The sequence below is a fragment of the Alcanivorax sp. genome (assembly GCF_040119285.1).
Taxonomy (GTDB): Bacteria; Pseudomonadota; Gammaproteobacteria; order Pseudomonadales; family Alcanivoracaceae; genus Alcanivorax.
Genome location: NZ_JBEDTY010000004.1, coordinates 99,845 through 116,018, shown reverse-complemented (window position 1 = coordinate 116,018; position 16,174 = coordinate 99,845). Strand labels below are relative to the sequence as shown.

General features: G+C 55.1%; 13 protein-coding genes. 8 read left to right on the top strand and 5 right to left on the bottom strand.

Annotated features, from left to right (window positions below; translation table 11 throughout):
- Positions 1 to 112: 112 nt before the first annotated feature.
- On the bottom strand, positions 113 to 2,185 hold the full coding sequence (glyS, locus tag ABNH10_RS01525; RefSeq protein WP_349384439.1) for a glycine--tRNA ligase subunit beta: 2,073 nt from the start codon (positions 2,183 to 2,185) through the stop codon (positions 113 to 115).
- A complete protein-coding gene (gene glyQ / locus ABNH10_RS01520; RefSeq protein ID WP_349384438.1) occupies positions 2,185 to 3,189 on the bottom strand; it encodes a glycine--tRNA ligase subunit alpha in 1,005 nt (334 codons plus the stop codon). The genes glyS and glyQ overlap by 1 nt, the downstream gene beginning before the upstream one ends.
- 147 nt (positions 3,190 to 3,336) lie before the next feature.
- Here glyQ and ABNH10_RS01515 point away from each other — a divergent pair, with 147 nt between their 5' ends.
- Positions 3,337 to 3,900 carry a DNA-3-methyladenine glycosylase I gene (locus tag ABNH10_RS01515; RefSeq protein WP_349384437.1) on the top strand — a complete coding sequence of 188 codons (564 nt, stop codon included), beginning with the start codon at positions 3,337 to 3,339 and terminating at the stop codon, positions 3,898 to 3,900.
- A gap of 187 nt (positions 3,901 to 4,087) precedes the next feature.
- On the top strand, positions 4,088 to 4,819 hold the full coding sequence (locus ABNH10_RS01510) for a glutamine amidotransferase (RefSeq protein ID WP_349384436.1): 732 nt from the start codon (positions 4,088 to 4,090) through the stop codon (positions 4,817 to 4,819).
- A gap of 176 nt (positions 4,820 to 4,995) precedes the next feature.
- On the opposite strand, the gene ABNH10_RS01505 is transcribed toward ABNH10_RS01510, so the two are convergent.
- Entirely contained in the window at positions 4,996 to 5,706 is a 711-nt protein-coding gene (locus ABNH10_RS01505; protein ID WP_349384435.1) for a DUF4197 domain-containing protein, read from the bottom strand.
- Between the two features lie 235 nt (positions 5,707 to 5,941).
- On the opposite strand from ABNH10_RS01505, the gene ABNH10_RS01500 reads away from it, so the two are divergent.
- From ABNH10_RS01500 to ABNH10_RS01475, 6 genes are all read left to right on the top strand, one after another.
- Positions 5,942 to 6,562 carry an acyltransferase gene (locus ABNH10_RS01500; RefSeq protein WP_349384434.1) on the top strand — a complete coding sequence of 207 codons (621 nt, stop codon included), beginning with the start codon at positions 5,942 to 5,944 and terminating at the stop codon, positions 6,560 to 6,562.
- Between the two features lie 250 nt (positions 6,563 to 6,812).
- Positions 6,813 to 7,418 (top strand): TetR/AcrR family transcriptional regulator, encoded by a 606-nt coding sequence (locus tag ABNH10_RS01495; protein ID WP_349384433.1) that lies wholly within the window; start codon positions 6,813 to 6,815, stop codon positions 7,416 to 7,418.
- Positions 7,419 to 7,482: 64 nt separating this feature from the next.
- Positions 7,483 to 9,369 (top strand): MFS transporter, encoded by a 1,887-nt coding sequence (locus tag ABNH10_RS01490; protein ID WP_349384432.1) that lies wholly within the window; start codon positions 7,483 to 7,485, stop codon positions 9,367 to 9,369.
- A 296-nt stretch (positions 9,370 to 9,665) separates the two neighbouring features.
- Complete coding sequence (gene arfB, locus ABNH10_RS01485) at positions 9,666 to 10,082, top strand: alternative ribosome rescue aminoacyl-tRNA hydrolase ArfB (RefSeq protein WP_349384431.1); 417 nt, start codon at positions 9,666 to 9,668, stop codon at positions 10,080 to 10,082.
- A 302-nt stretch (positions 10,083 to 10,384) separates the two neighbouring features.
- The gene (locus ABNH10_RS01480; protein ID WP_349384430.1) at positions 10,385 to 11,893 is read left to right on the top strand and encodes a hypothetical protein; all 1,509 of its coding nucleotides are present in this window, start codon (positions 10,385 to 10,387) and stop codon (positions 11,891 to 11,893) included.
- Positions 11,894 to 12,432: 539 nt separating this feature from the next.
- Positions 12,433 to 13,389, top strand: coding sequence for an NAD(P)-dependent alcohol dehydrogenase (locus ABNH10_RS01475; RefSeq protein WP_035459643.1), 957 nt, complete (start codon positions 12,433 to 12,435; stop codon positions 13,387 to 13,389).
- A 22-nt stretch (positions 13,390 to 13,411) separates the two neighbouring features.
- On the opposite strand, the gene ABNH10_RS01470 is transcribed toward ABNH10_RS01475, so the two are convergent.
- Positions 13,412 to 13,879: a hypothetical protein gene (locus tag ABNH10_RS01470; protein WP_035459640.1), complete on the bottom strand. Its 468-nt coding sequence runs from the start codon at positions 13,877 to 13,879 to the stop codon at positions 13,412 to 13,414.
- Positions 13,880 to 13,916: 37 nt separating this feature from the next.
- A complete protein-coding gene (locus tag ABNH10_RS01465) occupies positions 13,917 to 16,091 on the bottom strand; it encodes an OsmC domain/YcaO domain-containing protein (protein WP_035460098.1) in 2,175 nt (724 codons plus the stop codon).
- Positions 16,092 to 16,174 lie beyond the last annotated feature (83 nt).

The following is a 16,174-nucleotide window of genomic DNA, read 5'->3' as shown; positions in this document are numbered from 1 at the left end:
ATCTTTTTCCTCTGCCGTAGACCATCGTCATCGTGGCCAGCAATGCTTCTACGGCAGTTGTAATAAAGGCCGCTGACGAAGCGGCCTTTATTTAGGTTTTAGTGCACGGTTTTTATTCTTGCAACAAACTGATATCCGCCACATTCAGGAACAGGTCGCGCAGGAAGGCGAGCAACGCTAACCGGTTATTACGCACCGCTTCGTCTTCTGCCATTACCATGACGGTGTCAAAGAAGGTGTCCACAGGCTCACGCAGTTGCGCAAGCATTTCCAGCACGCTGGCATAGTCGCCGGCTTCCAGCAGTTCGTAGGTCTGTTCGAATGCGGCCACAACCATGTTGGTTAGCGTTTTTTCTGCTTCATCTTCCAGCAAGGCGCCATCGATTTCTTCGGCGGGTGCGGTATCCAGCTTGGCAAGGATGTTAGAGACGCGCTTGTTGGCAGCCGCTAGTGCTTGCGCCTCCTCACGTTGCTGGAAGGCCGCCACTGCTTTCACCCGGCGGTCGAAGTCCAGTGGCTTGCGGCAAGCATCGTCGATGGCCAACACCGACAAGATCACCGGGGTGGCGATGCCTTGTTCCTGATAAATGGCGCGGTAACGGCCTTTGATGAACTCGAAAGCGTCATCCACTTGGGCGGCATCGATACGTTCGCCCAGCTGTTCGGCTGCCTTATCCAATAGCTCACGCAGGTCCAGCGCCAGTTCATGCTCGATGATAATACGCAGCACGCCAAGGGTAGCGCGACGTAGCGCATAGGGATCTTTGGTGCCGCTGGGTTTCTGGCCAATACCGAAGATGCCTACCAGGGTATCGATTTTGTCGGCCAGGGAAACAGCCATGCCGGTTTTGCTTTGCGGCAAGGAGTCGCCGGCGAAACGTGGCAGATACTGTTCATACAAGGCGTTCGCCACCTCTTCCGGCTGGCCTTCGCGTTGGGCCATATAGAAGCCCATGATGCCCTGCATGGTGTCGAATTCGCCGACCATTTCGCTGTTCAGGTCGGCTTTGCTGAGTTCGCCGGCCAGCTTGGCGTTAGTCGCGTCACCCCCCATTTGTTCGGCGATCACCGCCGCCAGGCCACCGATGCGTTGGCATTTGTCAGCCACCGTACCCAGCTGCTGTTGGAATACCACATTGGCTAAGCCTTCGGCATGCTGAGCCAAAGTGCGCTTACAATCGTTGTCGTAAAAGAAGGCGGCATCGGCCAGGCGTGGACGGATGACCTTCTCGTTACCGTGGATCACCTGTTGAGGGTCCTTGGACTGGATATTGCTGATGGTAATAAAGCGGGGCATCAGCTTGCCGTCGTTATCCAGCACCGAGAAATATTTCTGGTGCTCTTCCATGGCGCTGATCAGGGCTTCCTGGGGAACGCGCAGGAAGTCATCATCAAAACTACCCATGAGTGCTTCGGGCCATTCCACAAGAGCGGTGACTTCGTTGAGCAGCTCGGGATTGATCTGGGCGACCCCGCCGGCTTCTTTGCCGGCCGCCAAGGTCTGTTCTTTAATCATGGCTTTACGGCGATCAAAGTCTGCCAGCACGTGACCGTCGTTTTCGATGCGCTGGGCATATTCGCTGGCAGTTGCCAGTTCGATAGCGCCTGGAGCGTGGAAGCGGTGGCCATAACTGGTGCGACCAGATTGCAGATCCAGCAGCTCAAACGGAATGACTTCGTCACCAAACAACGCCACCAGCCAGTGGGCCGGGCGCACAAACTGCACCTTGCGCTTGCCCCAACGCATGCGTTTGGGGATCGGCAACTTCTGGATAGCCTGGGTAAAAAAGGCGGGGATCAGTTCGGCGGCGCTTTTGCCCTGCTCGGTGATTTGCGCCACCAGACGTTCGCCTTTGCCGGTGTCCTGGCGGCCGAGCTGGTCTACGGTCAGTCCCAGCGAGGCGGCAAAGCCTTGGGCGGCCTTGGTTGGGTTGCCATCGCTGTCGAAGGCTGCCTGCACCGCAGGGCCCTGGCGTTCGATATCGCGGTCGGCCTGTTTCTCATCCAGATCCCGCACCAGCAAAGCCAGACGGCGAGGGGCGGCAAAACGTTCTACAGCACCGTGGTTCAGGCCAGCTTCATCCAGTTGGCGGACAAATTCATCAGTCAGCGCAGCACTCAGTGAGGCCAGCGCTTTCGGGGGCAGCTCTTCGGTGCCCAGTTCAATCAGTAAATCCCGGGACATTATTGCTTCCCCTTATTCTTTTGGCCGTCTTTCTGGGCCTGCTTGGCGGCCTTGTCATCCTGCTTTTGCAGCTCTGCCATTACTTCCTCGCGAATGGTGTCATCCGCCATGGGGAAGCCCAGCGCACGCCGCTTGTCGAAGTAGGCCTGGGCCACCGCCCGTGCCAGTGTGCGCACACGCAAGATAAAGCGCTGACGCTCGGTGACAGAAATAGCCTTGCGGGCATCCAGCAGGTTAAAGGTATGGGAGGCTTTGAGAACGTACTCGTAGGCCGGCAGCGGCAGGCCCGCGTCAATCAGCTTGGAGGATTCGCCCTCAAACAGGTCGAACTGCTTGAAAAGCTCGTCAACATTGGCGTGTTCGAAGTTGAAGGTGGACATTTCCACTTCGTTTTGCAGGAACACATCACCGTAGGTCACCTTGCCGAAGGGGCCATCTGACCACACCAGGTCGTAGACGGAATCCACGCCCTGGATGTACATGGCCAAGCGTTCCAGTCCATAGGTAATTTCACCGGTGACCGGATAACAGTCGATACCGCCCACTTGCTGAAAATAGGTGAACTGGGTGACTTCCATGCCGTTCAGCCACACTTCCCAGCCCAGGCCCCAGGCGCCCAGCGTGGGCGATTCCCAGTTGTCTTCCACGAAACGGATGTCGTGTACCAGTGGATCAAAGCCCAGCATACGCAGCGAGCCCAGATAGAGCTCCTGAATATTGTCTGGCGATGGCTTCAGCACCACCTGGAACTGATAATAGTGCTGCAGCCGGTTCGGGTTTTCCCCGTAGCGACCATCGGTGGGTCGGCGGGAGGGCTGCACATAGGCACTGTTCCAGTTTTCCGGGCCAATGGCGCGCAGGAAAGTGGAGGGGTGGAAAGTCCCTGCGCCTACTTCCATATCCAGCGGCTGCACAACGACACAGCCCTGTTCAGCCCAGTACTGTTGCAGGGCAAGAATAAGGCCTTGAAAGGTCAAAATATCCGTTTGCGGTTGTTCCGCCATGGTGAATCCTGTTATTCGGTAAAGGTATTCCGGTCCCAGATGGTCGCGAGGGATGGCCGCGAAAGGCGCCAAGTATACCGGCCCGGCCCGATCGGTGATACCGGTGGCGGCTGCCGGCTGCCGGGCAGAGAAGAGAGAGGTGAAAGAATGAACGAGCGTTGCCCCTGGTGCGGAGATGATCCGCTTTATCAGCACTACCACGACCATGAGTGGGGCGTACCCGACCATGATGATCGCAGCCTGTTCGAGTGCCTGAATCTGGAAGGCGCTCAAGCCGGGTTGAGCTGGATTACCGTATTGCGTAAACGTGAGCGCTACCGGCAGGTGTTTGATGGCTTCGATGCGGAGAAAATTGCCCGCTATGACGAGGGGAAAGTGACCGACTTGCTGTCTGACCCGGGCATTATCCGCAATCGTCTGAAAGTGTCGGCCACCATTGGTAATGCCCAGGCCTATCTGGCTCTGCGCGAGCAAGGCATCACTCTGGCTGAGTATCTGTGGGGTTTTGTAGGGGGGGAACCGCAGATTAACCATTACCGCACGCTGCAAGAAGTGCCCACGACCACCGCGGTGGCCCAAACTATGAGTAAGGACCTGAAGAAACGTGGCTTCCGGTTTGTCGGCCCTACCATCGCTTATGCTTTTATGCAGGCTACCGGCATGGTGAATGACCATCTCATCAGCTGCCCGAGGCACCGGGATTTGAGTTGAAAGTTCAACGTTGAAACATGATTGGGCTTGGCGGTGAATCGATGAGCGCCCCGCCGCACTTCGATTGCTGTGAGTGCGGCCAAGGCCTGTCTGTTAATGAGGAGCAGCATCGCACTTTTTAGCTTTGAGCTTGCTACGGAAAAGTTGGTACACCCCTTGCTGAGGCTTCCTCTACAAGGAGAGTGTTATGAACAACCCCAAGCCGATCGCTATTATTCAAACTGGCCATACTTACCCACAGATTCGCGAACACTATGGCGATTTCGATGACTGGGTTGCCCACGGACTGGGCACGGTATCGCCTGTGATACGAGTGAATGCCATTAAGGAGCGCTCGCTGCCCGCCCTGGAATCGTTGGCGGGTGTAGTGATCACCGGCTCTCACGCCATGGTCACCGAAGCCCAGCCGTGGATGAAGCAGCTGGCTCATTGGCTTTTTGCTACCGTGGAGAGCGCTCCGCAATTGCCTGTGTTGGGCCTGTGTTTTGGTCACCAATTGCTGGCCCAGGTGCTGGGCGGGGAAGTGGCGGATAATCCCCTGGGGATGCAAGTGGGCACAGTGCCGCTGCGGTTTACTGCGGCTGGGCAGCAGGATGCGCTGTTAGGGGCCATGGCTGGCCATCCGTGGGCGCAAGTGGTGCACAGGCAGTCAGTGCTTACTCCTCCCCCGGGTAGCACCGTGCTGGCCAGTAACGTGCATGATGCCTGCCAAGCCTTTCGTTATGGAGAGAGAGTATGGGGAGTGCAGTTCCACCCTGAATTCAGTGCAGATGTGATGCGTTCCTACCTGCAGAGATTGAGTGGTGAGGGCTTAATGCAGCAACAGGTAGATACGCACCTTCAGAATGTGCGCGAATGCCGGGATGCCAGCGCCCTGCTCGCCCGCTTCGCCCAGCTAACGCTAGCGCAGGTGGCGTGAGAGCAATGACAGTCTTTAACGTGGTATGGCGCGGAGTGGCTTAATGATTGCCCGCGCTCAGTCTTTGGGCTCGCCACCATGACACTTTAGATTATGGTGGCTGTCCAGTTTTTCAGCTTGAGGCTCGTGGCGTTCGCGCGCGCCGCCAGCGATGCTCCTGCAAGGAGTTAGGCTGGCTAGTTAGCGTTAGCGTTGCCAAATACTGTTCCGATCAGTGCGCTACCCTGCTGCATGGGGTTCTGGCGAATCAAGGTTTCTTGCTCGCCGATGCGTGTGTATAGCTCATTCATGCTGTTGTCGATGACGTAGCTGTCCAGATCGAGGCTGGGCTTGTTAGTAAGTGGTAACTTATCATAAGCGCCTAGCATTGTCTGGTATTGGTCGTAAAAACCGGTCTGGCGCAGGTTGTCTTCCACGATGGGCTGGAAGCGCTCTCGAAGGCTGCTTTCGGTCTCGCCGCGGAAGTAGGTGGTAGCAGCGGTGTCCCCTCCTTGAATGATTCCCAGGGCATCATCTACGCTCATGGCATTAATGGCGTTTTTGAATACGGGGGCGCCGGAGGCCACCGCCTTTTCTGCCCCGCGGTTCATGGCTTTTTCCAGCTGATCCACGTAGCTGCCAAGGCCGAACTTACGCAAAGTATTGGTAACCGGATCCGCGGTTTTAGGCAGTTTCATATTCATGGCCCCTTCCTGGGACAGCTGGCTGGCCGCCACATCGGTGCCTTTGATGAGGGCTTCTTTGATTCCGGCGGCCAGCTTTTCTTCGGTGTTGTAACCGGCGTTTTTGGCCATCTGGTTGCCCATGTTGATCCAGGGCGTGGCTGATTCCATATTCTGACAGCCAGCTAATATCAGGGCTATTGCAATGGGCAGTAGTTTCTTCACGGTGTTCTCCTTGTTTTCGGGCGTTATGCTACTGCAAGGGCGGTGACTGCTAAACTGCTATTTTTGTAGGAGCCCCTCTCAAGGTGCGAATCGGTTGTTATTGAGAGAAGGCATTAATGAGAACGGCCAATCTTCCAGGGCAGGTTGCGATCCTGGTATCGCTTCTTTCCTTGGGCCAAGCTTCGCACCTTGGAGGGGGTCGTACAACATCGCAGGCTGCCGGCCAAGGGGCTCAATGAGCGAAGACGATTACCGCGAACAGCATAAACAGCGTCTAGCCTACATGCCTTGGCTGTACGGCCGCTTGAAACCCAGGCATAGAGCTTGGGTGGAGCCCTGGCAGCAGGAGATCCAGCACCGGTTGATGGCACTGGAAACGGTGCATTGCGGGCAGGATTGTTTTGTGGCGCCGCAGGCGGTTCTGTTAGCCGAGCCGGGTCGCGATATTTTTCTGGGAGATGGCTGTCAAATCGCCGCGGATTGCGTTATTCATGGCCCTGTTCGGTTGGGTCAGCGGGTCAGCATTAACCATCATGTGAGCATGGAAGGAGGTGCAGCGGGTATTGAGATCGGTGATGACACCCGCATTGCCGCTTATTGCACCCTCTTTGCGTTTAATCATGGCATGGAGGCAGACCGGTTGGTGCGCGAGCAGCCGGTGAGCTCCCGTGGGATTCGCATTGGCTGTGATGTCTGGATGGGTGCCCGGGCGGGCATCGTTGATGGCGTTACCCTGGGGGATCATGCGGTGGTAGGCATGGGTGCGGTGGTCACCCGTGATGTGCCGCCTTGGACCATCGTGGCCGGTAACCCCGCCCGCCCCATTGGCCGCCGACCGGGGGCCCCATCCTGCTGAGCATGCTACGTGATACTCGGTAACCGCCTTTTATTAAACGATGTTTAATCGTTGTATTGATTGAACACCGTATGAAAGAGAATAATGAGGCGGGTGCCCGGCAAAGAATAGCGCGTGATGGAGATAGTCTGGAGTGCTTGTAACGAGAATAATGATGCACTGGGCAATAAAAGCCGTTCACTATCGCATGGCCATTACTTGTCTTATGCGGGCTGTATGTCTAAAACAAAAAGACGATTGAGCATTAACCATGGCACGCCGAAATCAACATAGTCGTGAAGAACTTCAGGCACTGGCAATCGAAGCGGTGCGTGAATTGGTTGCAGAGCAAGGGCTGGCCAAACTCAGTGTGCGCAAGGTCGCTGAAAAAATACGCTATACCCCGGGGATGCTGTATCACGTTTTTACCAATCTCGATGACCTGATTTTGCATGCCAATGCGGCCACACTCGACATCTTGTTAGCGGATATGAGGGCACCGGTCGATCTGGGCCCTTCCCAGGCATTGCATAAAATGGCTAGCGCCTACCTGCGCCTGGCGCGCACGCAAACCGCTCTGTGGCAGATGGTCTTTATGCACCGTATGCAACATGCGGCGCCCGTGCCGGCTTGGTATCAGCAACGTACCACGCAGTTGTTCGAGCGGGTGGAACAGCAAATGGCCCGGATGGCGGATCGGCAATCTGTCGAGGCGATTCATCTGGCAGCCCGAACCCTGTGGAGTAGTGTCCATGGCATCGCGGCATTGGCAGCAGAGAACAAGCTTGAGGTGACCGGTGAAGTGGATGAACAGGCAATGTTGGATTCATTGCTGGAAAATTATCTGAAAAGCTGGGCGGGGCTGGAAAGCAGTTGAGAGTGCAAATTTTAGCTCGCCTATTAAAACGGATGATGGCGACAACGGTAAAAAGGAATAAACAGTGAAAAAAGGGTTGTTTTCATTATTGGTCTCACGGCGTTTCGGGCCGTTTTTCTTTACCCAATTCTTGGGGGCCTTTAACGATAATGTGTTTCGCCAAGCACTGATTCTTCTTATTGCTTCTGGCGTCGTTAGCACGGTCAGCGTTAACACACTGAACAATGTAGCGTTAGCATTGTTTATCGTCCCGTTCTTTTTGTTTTCCGCCCTGGCTGGTCAAGTGGCAGACAAGTACGACAAGGCAACCCTGGTGCGCAAGATCAAGATGGTGGAAGTGTTCATTATGTCCGCCGCTGCAGTGGGCTTCTTTTTTGATGGTGTCTACTTTTTGTTGGCAGTGCTGTTTTGTATGGGTCTGCAATCCACTTTTTTCGGGCCGATTAAGTATTCGATTATCCCCCAACATCTGACAGACAAGGAATTGGTTTCCGGCAACGCGCTGGTGGAAATGGGCACCTTTATGGCGATCTTGCTGGGCTCCATTTCTGGCGTTTTTTTGAAGATGGATGGCGTGGGTGATGGTGTGGTTGCCATGACGGTGGTAGGACTGGCGCTGTTGGGTTACCTGGCGGCCAGGGGGATTCCTGCCGCTCCGGCAGCGGATACCTCTATCAAGATAAACTGGAATTTGTGGAAAGAAACCTGGCACATCGTCGGCTATGCACGGGAAGTGAAATCCGTGTGGATGTGCGTGCTGGCGATTTCCTGGTTTTGGTTTATGGGGGCGGCGTATACCACGCAGCTCAAAGTCTATGTGGACGATTATCTGTTCGGCACCGATGGTTTGTACGCCTTGCTGCTGGGCACCTTTTCCGTGGGGATCGGTTTGGGCTCGTTCCTGTGTGAAAAGCTCTCGGGCAAGCGGGTAGAATTGGGGCTGGTGCCGTTGGGATCTATTGGCTTGAGCGTGTTCGGTATCGATTTGTTCTTTTCTTATGCCGGATTGGCAGACGTTGGATCGGTAACGAATAACAGTATTGGCGTCGCCAGCTTCCTGCAGCAGGCGGGTGGTTATCGCGTGCTATTGGATCTGCTCGGTATCGGGGTGTTCGGTGGCTTCTATATTGTGCCATTGTTTGCCTTTATCCAGCACCGGGCCAACCCCAAGCACCTGTCGAGGATCATTGCCGCCAACAATATTCTCAATGCCCTGCTGATGGTCTTGTCCGCGGTGGCGGGTATTGTCTTGATCGGTTTGTTGGAAATAACCGTTCCACAGTTTTTCCTTGCCCTGGCTCTGAGCAATATTCTGGTGGCCGCCTATACTTATACCGTGGTGCCGGAATTTCTGATCCGCTTGTTGGTGTGGATGCTTACCCACACCATGTACCGTGTAAAGCATACGGGGATGGACAATATTCCGGATGAAGGGCCCTGCATGCTGGTCTGTAATCATGTGAGCTACGTGGATGCATTGTTGTTGGCAGGCGCCATCCGCCGCCCGGTTCGTTTTGTGATGTTTAAACCGATTTATGATATGCCGGTACTGAATTATATTTTCCGCACCGGCAAGACGATTCCGATTGATTCCAAATCCCGTAATCCGAAGATTTACGAACGGGCATTTGTGCGTATTCGGGAAGAATTGGCTGCCGGGGAAGTGGTGTGTATTTTTCCAGAAGGCCGGCTAACCGAAGATGGCGAGGTTGATGAATTCCGCGCCGGGATTGAAAAAATTGTTAGCGACAGCCCCGTGCCAGTGATTCCCATGGCCTTGTCGGGGCTGTGGGGCAGCTTTTTCAGCCACAAGGGCGGCAAGGCCTTGACGCATCTGCCCCGTCGTTTCTGGTCACGCATCAAATTGGCCGTGGGCACAGGGGTGTCGCCTCAGGAGGTGCAAGCCAGCGACTTGCGCAAACGCGTTTTGGCACTGCGAGAATGCCCTTGATAGTGCCTTCGATAGTGCCTTCGTTGCGTAAAACATACGCAGGGTAACTTGGCAGCCAGGTAAAAAGACCGGAAAATTAATAATAAAAGGGCGCGCTGTATACTTTGCGACCATGGTTAGAACTGGCGACAGAGCGAGCCCATAACGATAAATAACAACAAGGGGCCCATACTTTCTGCTGGGTTTCCCTGTTGCCGATGCCGTAGGAATGGTTATTGGCGTGTAGCACTCGGCGAGATAATAGTCATTGCTGTTTCTTATTGTTAGGCTGGAGCCCCTTTGCAGCAGTTATGGTTATGCTTCAAATTAGTCGTAATGTACAGATTCCGGACAACGAGATCGATCTGCAAGCGATTCGCGCCCAGGGCAGCGGTGGCCAAAACGTGAACAAGGTCGCCTCGGCGATTCATCTGCGTTTCGATATTCGCGCCTCCTCCCTGCCCGATCGCTACAAGGAAAGACTGCTGGCGTTGAGCGACCAGCGCATTACCAGTGATGGCGTGGTGGTGATCAAGGCCCAGCAGTTCCGCACCCAAGAAATGAACAAGGAAAATGCTCTGGCCCGGCTGGCCCAGTTGATAAAAAACGTGACGGTGGAACAAAAACCCCGCAAGGCCACCCGCCCTACCCTGGGGAGCAAACGCCGCCGCCTGGACAGCAAGACCAAGCACGGAAAAACCAAATCCCTGCGTGGCAAGGTGGATCCACACTAGAGATTGCTCACACAGACAGGGCGGGTGGTTCGCAGTGTACCGGCGTTGGTTGTTCCCTCTCTCATCGCCATCGCCAAACATGCACTGCGTTTTTATTCTTTGCTGGGCCATTGTGGGGGGCTGGGAACGGTATGAGTGAAGCGTGAGCAGGGTATAGATTCTCAGCTGCTGGCACCGTTATTGCCTGCATTGGGAGAAGGCTGCACGGTGGTGTTATCACCGCAGGGTTGTCGCAGCCTCGATGACACTGACACCTGAAATCGTTCAAGCCGCGCGGGCTGCGGCAGTCGCAACAGGCTAATGTGCCATTACCCCCGGTGGGATCGCGTAATGGCGGCGGTCTCAGGGCAACGGGTCGCCCGGGTGGCGGAACTCCACAATGGTTGGCTGACCGGCTCACACCCGGACAGAGGGAAGCGGCGCTGGCCGCGCTGGAGACTATGTTGGTAATGCGCAACGCACTGACTCTACTGTTGTTGAGCCTGCCGCTCACCGGGCTGGCTGACACCGATTGCGAAACCGGGTATTTTGCTTTGCAGCAGGCCCTGGCCCGAGCCGGCATTGATGATGCGCAGGCACGAACGCTGACAGGCTTCCCCCACTTGGGCGTGGATCGCTGGTTAGCCTTTCAGCAGCGCAAGGCCGTCAGCGAGCCTCAACAACAACAGTGGATTCGTTTGGCTACAGCCAAGGCTTGGCGAGATCAGTCCGTGCTGGTTCAGCGGCTCACCACGGATGGCGATGGTTTTTCCCCGCAAACAGCGCAAACATTGTTGGCCTCCTGCCTACCGGTGCTTGCCGCGCGAACAGATTTTTCTGTGTTACCCCAAGCCGAGATTCCAGACAGTTACGCTACGTGGTTGCGGGTAGCCGGGATGTACCCTCTTATGGCCTGGCTGGCCACAGGATCGATTGATGATTATCACCGGGAAATGAGTGCGCGTTTTCGCGATCCGGCGCGTCAACCTCAGCAACAATTTTCGCCGCCTACGGGGGGCACTGTGCCGGTGACGCCGGACGTATTGTCGGCGAATCCGCTGCGCATACCTTTGCCGGACACAGAGCAATGGCAGGCAATGTTATCGCACTACGCGCCGGTTGTTGCGGTGTCCGACACCCAGCCTTGGAATGTGCCGGGGCGGATTCAGCTAGATGAAACGCGTACGCCGGTAATCCGCACTGAGACACCTGTCAGTTATACTTGGCCGAGCTGGACCCATTTTCGTAGCAAAAACCTTCTACAAATCAACTACCAGTTTTGGTTCAGCAAGCGCCCGAAAAAGGGCTGGCTGGATACCTATGCGGGCTCTCTTGATGGGATAATTTGGCGGGTGACCCTCAAGCCCAATGGCAAGGTTTTGTTTTACGACAGCATCCACCCTTGTGGCTGTTATCACAAAATCTATCCTGTCGACCCGACGTTGAAAGCGGCAGACATAGAGGGTGATAAGCCGGTGTTCTATCCCGGCCACGTGATGGATGCCCATGATGAACGCCTCACCCTGTTGCTGGAGCCAGACACCCATTATCTGGTTCGCGTGACCCCGACATCAGATCTCTTACCCACCAGCTCCTATCAGCTGGCTGATGCCAACGCGCTCCGAGCGTTGAAACATAAAGATGGTACTGTCGCCAGCCTGTTCAATGCCCGTGGGCTTGTGCCAATCTCAAAACGGGCAGAGCGGTTCTATTTATGGCCCATGGGAATACCGTCTGCCGGCGCCATGCGCCAGCCAGGCGAGCATGCGATCGCGTTCAAGGGTCGTCGTCATTTTGATGAAGCAACCTTGGCAGAAACATTGTTTGAATAGTACGCCGAGCTTTAGAGAAAGCCTCTCGCCTCTGCAAAAGCCCCATTAGTAGCGAATAGATCTGATATCTCGAGATTGCATCTTTAGGGTTGAGGGCTGTGTTTAACTCACGCTGCCGAACTCTTCACGCGCGTGGTACCGCAGAGCCAGTCTTCAAAGCCGGAACGCATGAAAATTAAGTGGGGCTTTTTCGTGGCGGGCCACTGGTTGGGCTGTTGATTGGAGTTTGCTATCCGGTTAGCGGCTAAGCCGGCTAGTAGAGCGATTATTCCTAGTGAAGCTATACGAAAATATAGGGCTGTATCCTTCCCTGTTACGGTGTAAAGAATTTATTGGGCGTGCCGCATAATAAAGTTCGGGTCTTTATGTCGAATAAGAGCACTGGGCTCTGTAGTAAGTCGCTGATTTTCAGTGAGGGAGGCGGATAGCAAGGGCGCTCATTGACACAAACTCCTTATCCCTTTGGCGTTATAGGATTGCTCCCCTGCCCCTGCCCTTTGTTAAGCTTGGGTCCGCATTAATGCCTACGGAGCTAAACCATGAAAGCCATCGCTACCACCGGCTGGGGCCTCAAGCCCACCCTCTCTCTGATCAAAACAGCGGCTCCGGGACGATTAAAAGCGGATGACGTGCTGGTGGCTGTCCATGCAGCGTCGGTTAACCCCAAAGATTGGAAGCTGAACTACAATTTGGCGGTGGCAGCGAGCCCGGTGATGGTTAAACAACTAAAGCCCCTGTTTGGTGATGACCTGGCGGGCATCGTGGTGGACACGGGCCGTAATGTTAGTGACTTCGAGATCGGTGATGCGGTTTATGGAATGGATATGCGCCTGCGTACCGCATCGCTGGCGGAGCTGACCCTGATTGACCAGCGTCGCATTGCAAAAAAACCGGAGAACCTGTCATTTACTCAAGCCGCCGCCATGCCTCTGGCCGCCCTCACCGCGCTGCAAGGGTTGCGTAAAGGGAAAGCGGAAGCGGGGAAAAAGGTATTGATTATCGGCGCGTCTGGTGGAGTGGGTAGTTTCGCCGTTCAAATAGCGAAAAACCTGGGCCTGCATGTTACCGGTGTGTGCAGTGGTCGGAACACCGATTTTGTTCGTGAGTTAGGGGCGGATGCGGTGATTGATTACACCCAGGGGGATTACCGCCCTTCGGCGGGTGAGTTCGATCTGGTATTCGATGTGACATCTTATGAAACGCCGCTAACGTGTGCCGCGCTGTTGGGCAAGAAAGGCTACTTCATTTCCACTGGTGGCGATGGCAAGTCCATGTTGGCCACCCCGCTCTACCGGCTGTTGGGCAAAAAAGCCGGCACAGTGGTGGTCGAATCATATCGGCGTGATCTGGAAACACTAAAGGCCATGGTGGAAGCGGGTTCTTTGACGCCGGTTATTGATAGCGTTTTTACGTTGGCAGAGAGCGAAGCGGCCTATAACCGCAGCCGTTCCGGCCGCTGCCGGGGGAAAGTGGTTATTAAGGTGGCTAACGCCTGACGCACTGATGCGTTAGGCAAGGCTATGGCCCAGTCGTGTCGGTTAGCCGCACGGCAACCCCTGTTTCGGTATTCCCTGCCCTTGAACCGAAAAGAGTTACCCACTGATTCTTTACCAGAAGCAATGTGGCCTGTGCGGTGCTATGCCCTCGTTGGCTAGTGCTGTAGTCACCAACGAATTGGAAGCGGAATTGTTCAGGCTGCTCAAGATCGGGCTGTATGGCGTAGCCCAGAGTGAACGGTTCAGAGGCAATGAACCCTTTATCCTCAATATCCACAGCAACATTCAGGGCGTCAGCTGAAGCCATGAATGAAGGCAAGGGACGTGTTGAGCGACCATCGGATGCAGTGACCGCGCACTCACAATAACGTATCTCCATTCGTAACGGTTTGGCAGAGAGATAGGTTGCCATTGCCGCTGTATCGGCCAGCGCAAAACCAGACACCAGCAGTAACAACACCGACCAAAACCGTTTTGCTATTGTGCTCATGATATTTTCTCCGCGTTGATCTGGTTTGTTTCAAGTCTTATTTTGCCCGTGCTGCGTGCAACTTTTTATAGCTTTCGATTAGGCGTTGGTGTTTTTCCAGCCCTTCCAGTTGCATATTGGTGGGGGTCAGGCCGGGGAAACGGAGGCTGCCTTCAACAGCGCCAATGACGGTTTCCAGGGTATCTTCACCGTACATGCGCCCCAGGTTTGTGCGGTAGTCATCCAGTGACAACTCTTCGTCCAGGGTAATTTCCAGTACCGCATTAACAGCTCGGTAGAACAGGCCGCGTTCCACGGTGTTGTCGTTGAACTGGATAAACATGTCCACCAGCTCCAGCGCATCTTCATGGCGCTGTAATGCCAGATAGATCAGCAGCTTCAATTCCAGAATAGTGAGCTGGCCCCATACGGTGTTCTCATCGAACTCGATACCGATCAGGGTGATAATGTCGGTGTAGTTATCAATCTGGCTTTCTTCCAGCCGTTCCACCAGCTGGCTCAGCTGCTCATCGCTGAGGCGGTGCAAATTGAGAATGTCCTCGCGGTAATCCAGCGCCATGTTGGTGTTGTCCCATACCAGATCTTCCACCGGGTACACCTCGGAAAAATCAGGCACCAAAATGCGGCACACCGGTGCGCCTAGCTCTTCGTAAACAGCCACGTAGGCTTCTTTCTCCAGGCTTTCGAGAATGCCAAACAGGCGCGCGCTTTCTTCTTCTGTAGTGCCAGAGAAATCCCATTCGCAAAAAGATTCATCGGCCTGGGCACTAAAGAAACGCCAGCTCACGACTCCGCTGGAATCAATGAAGTGTTCCACGAAATTGTTGGGCTCGCAGACTTCCTGGCTATTAAACGTGGGCGGTGGCAAATCGTTGAGGCCTTCGAAGCTGCGACCTTGCAGCAGCTCGGTAAGGCTGCGTTCCAGTGCGACTTCGAAGCTTGGGTGGGCACCAAAGGAGGCAAAAACCCCGCCGGTGCGCGGGTTCATCAGCGTTACGCACATAACCGGGAATTGCCCGCCTAGAGAGGCGTCTTTCACCAACACCGGAAACCCTTGTTCCTCCAGGGCGGTGATACCTTCAACAATGCCGGGATACTTGGCCAATACTTCTTGGGGCACATCCGGCAGGGCAATCTCTTCTTCAATGATGTGCTTCTTCACCGCCCGTTCAAAAATTTCCGACAGGCATTGCACCTTGGCTTCGGCCAAAGTATTACCGGCACTCATGCCGTTACTCAGGAACAGGTTTTCAATGAGATTGGAGGGGAAATACACGGTCTCGCCGTCGGACTGGCGAACGAACGGTAATGAGCAGATGCCCCGGTCGGCTCGGCCGGAGTTGGTATCAATCAGGTTGGAGCCACCCAGCTCCCCTTCCGGGTTATAGATGCCCAAACAGTAGTCATCCAGGATACCTTCGGGCAGCGCGTCGTTGGGGCCGGGCTTGAACCACTGTTCGTTGGGGTAATGAACAAAATCGCTGTTGGCAATTTCTTCGCCAAAGAACTGGTCATTGTAGAAGAAATTGCAGTTAAGCCGTTCGATGAATTCGCCCAGCGCCGAACATAGGGCGGCTTCCTTGGTAGCGCCCTTGCCGTTGGTAAAACACAAGGGGGAAGCAGCGTCACGCACGTGCAGCGACCAAACATGGGGAACGATGTTACGCCAGGAGGCGATTTCGATCTTCATCCCCAATTCCGCGAGGATCGCGGTCATGTTGGCGATGGTCTGCTCCAGCGGCAGGTCTTTGCCTTCAATAAAGGTACGGTGGGCCTCGTCCGGTTCCACCATCAGCAGGGCCTGGGCGTCTTCGGTGAGGCTGTCCACCTGCTCGATCTGGAAATCCGGCCCGGTCTGGACCACCTTCTTCACCGTGCAGCGATCAATCGAGCGAAGTATCCCCTGGCGGTCCTTGTCGGAAATATCCTCCGGTAGCTCCACCTGAATCTTGAAGATCTGGTTATAGCGGTCTTCCGGGTCAACGATGTTGTTTTGCGACAGGCGGATATTGTCGGTGGGAATATCCCGCGCCTTGCAGTACACCTTCACGAAATAGGCCGCGCACATGGCCGATGATGCCAGGAAATAATCAAACGGACTGGGTGCCGAGCCATCGCCCTTGTAGCGGATGGGCTGGTCGGTGATGACGGTAAAGTCGTCGAACTTGGCTTCCAGGCGAAGGTTATCGAGGAAGTTGACGTTGATTTCCATGGGGCGGCTACCGGGTTAAGGAATGGCGGGCGTGGGCCATTATCCAGTTTTTGAGGGGCGGCGTCTTGGTGGGCGGCTAGTCG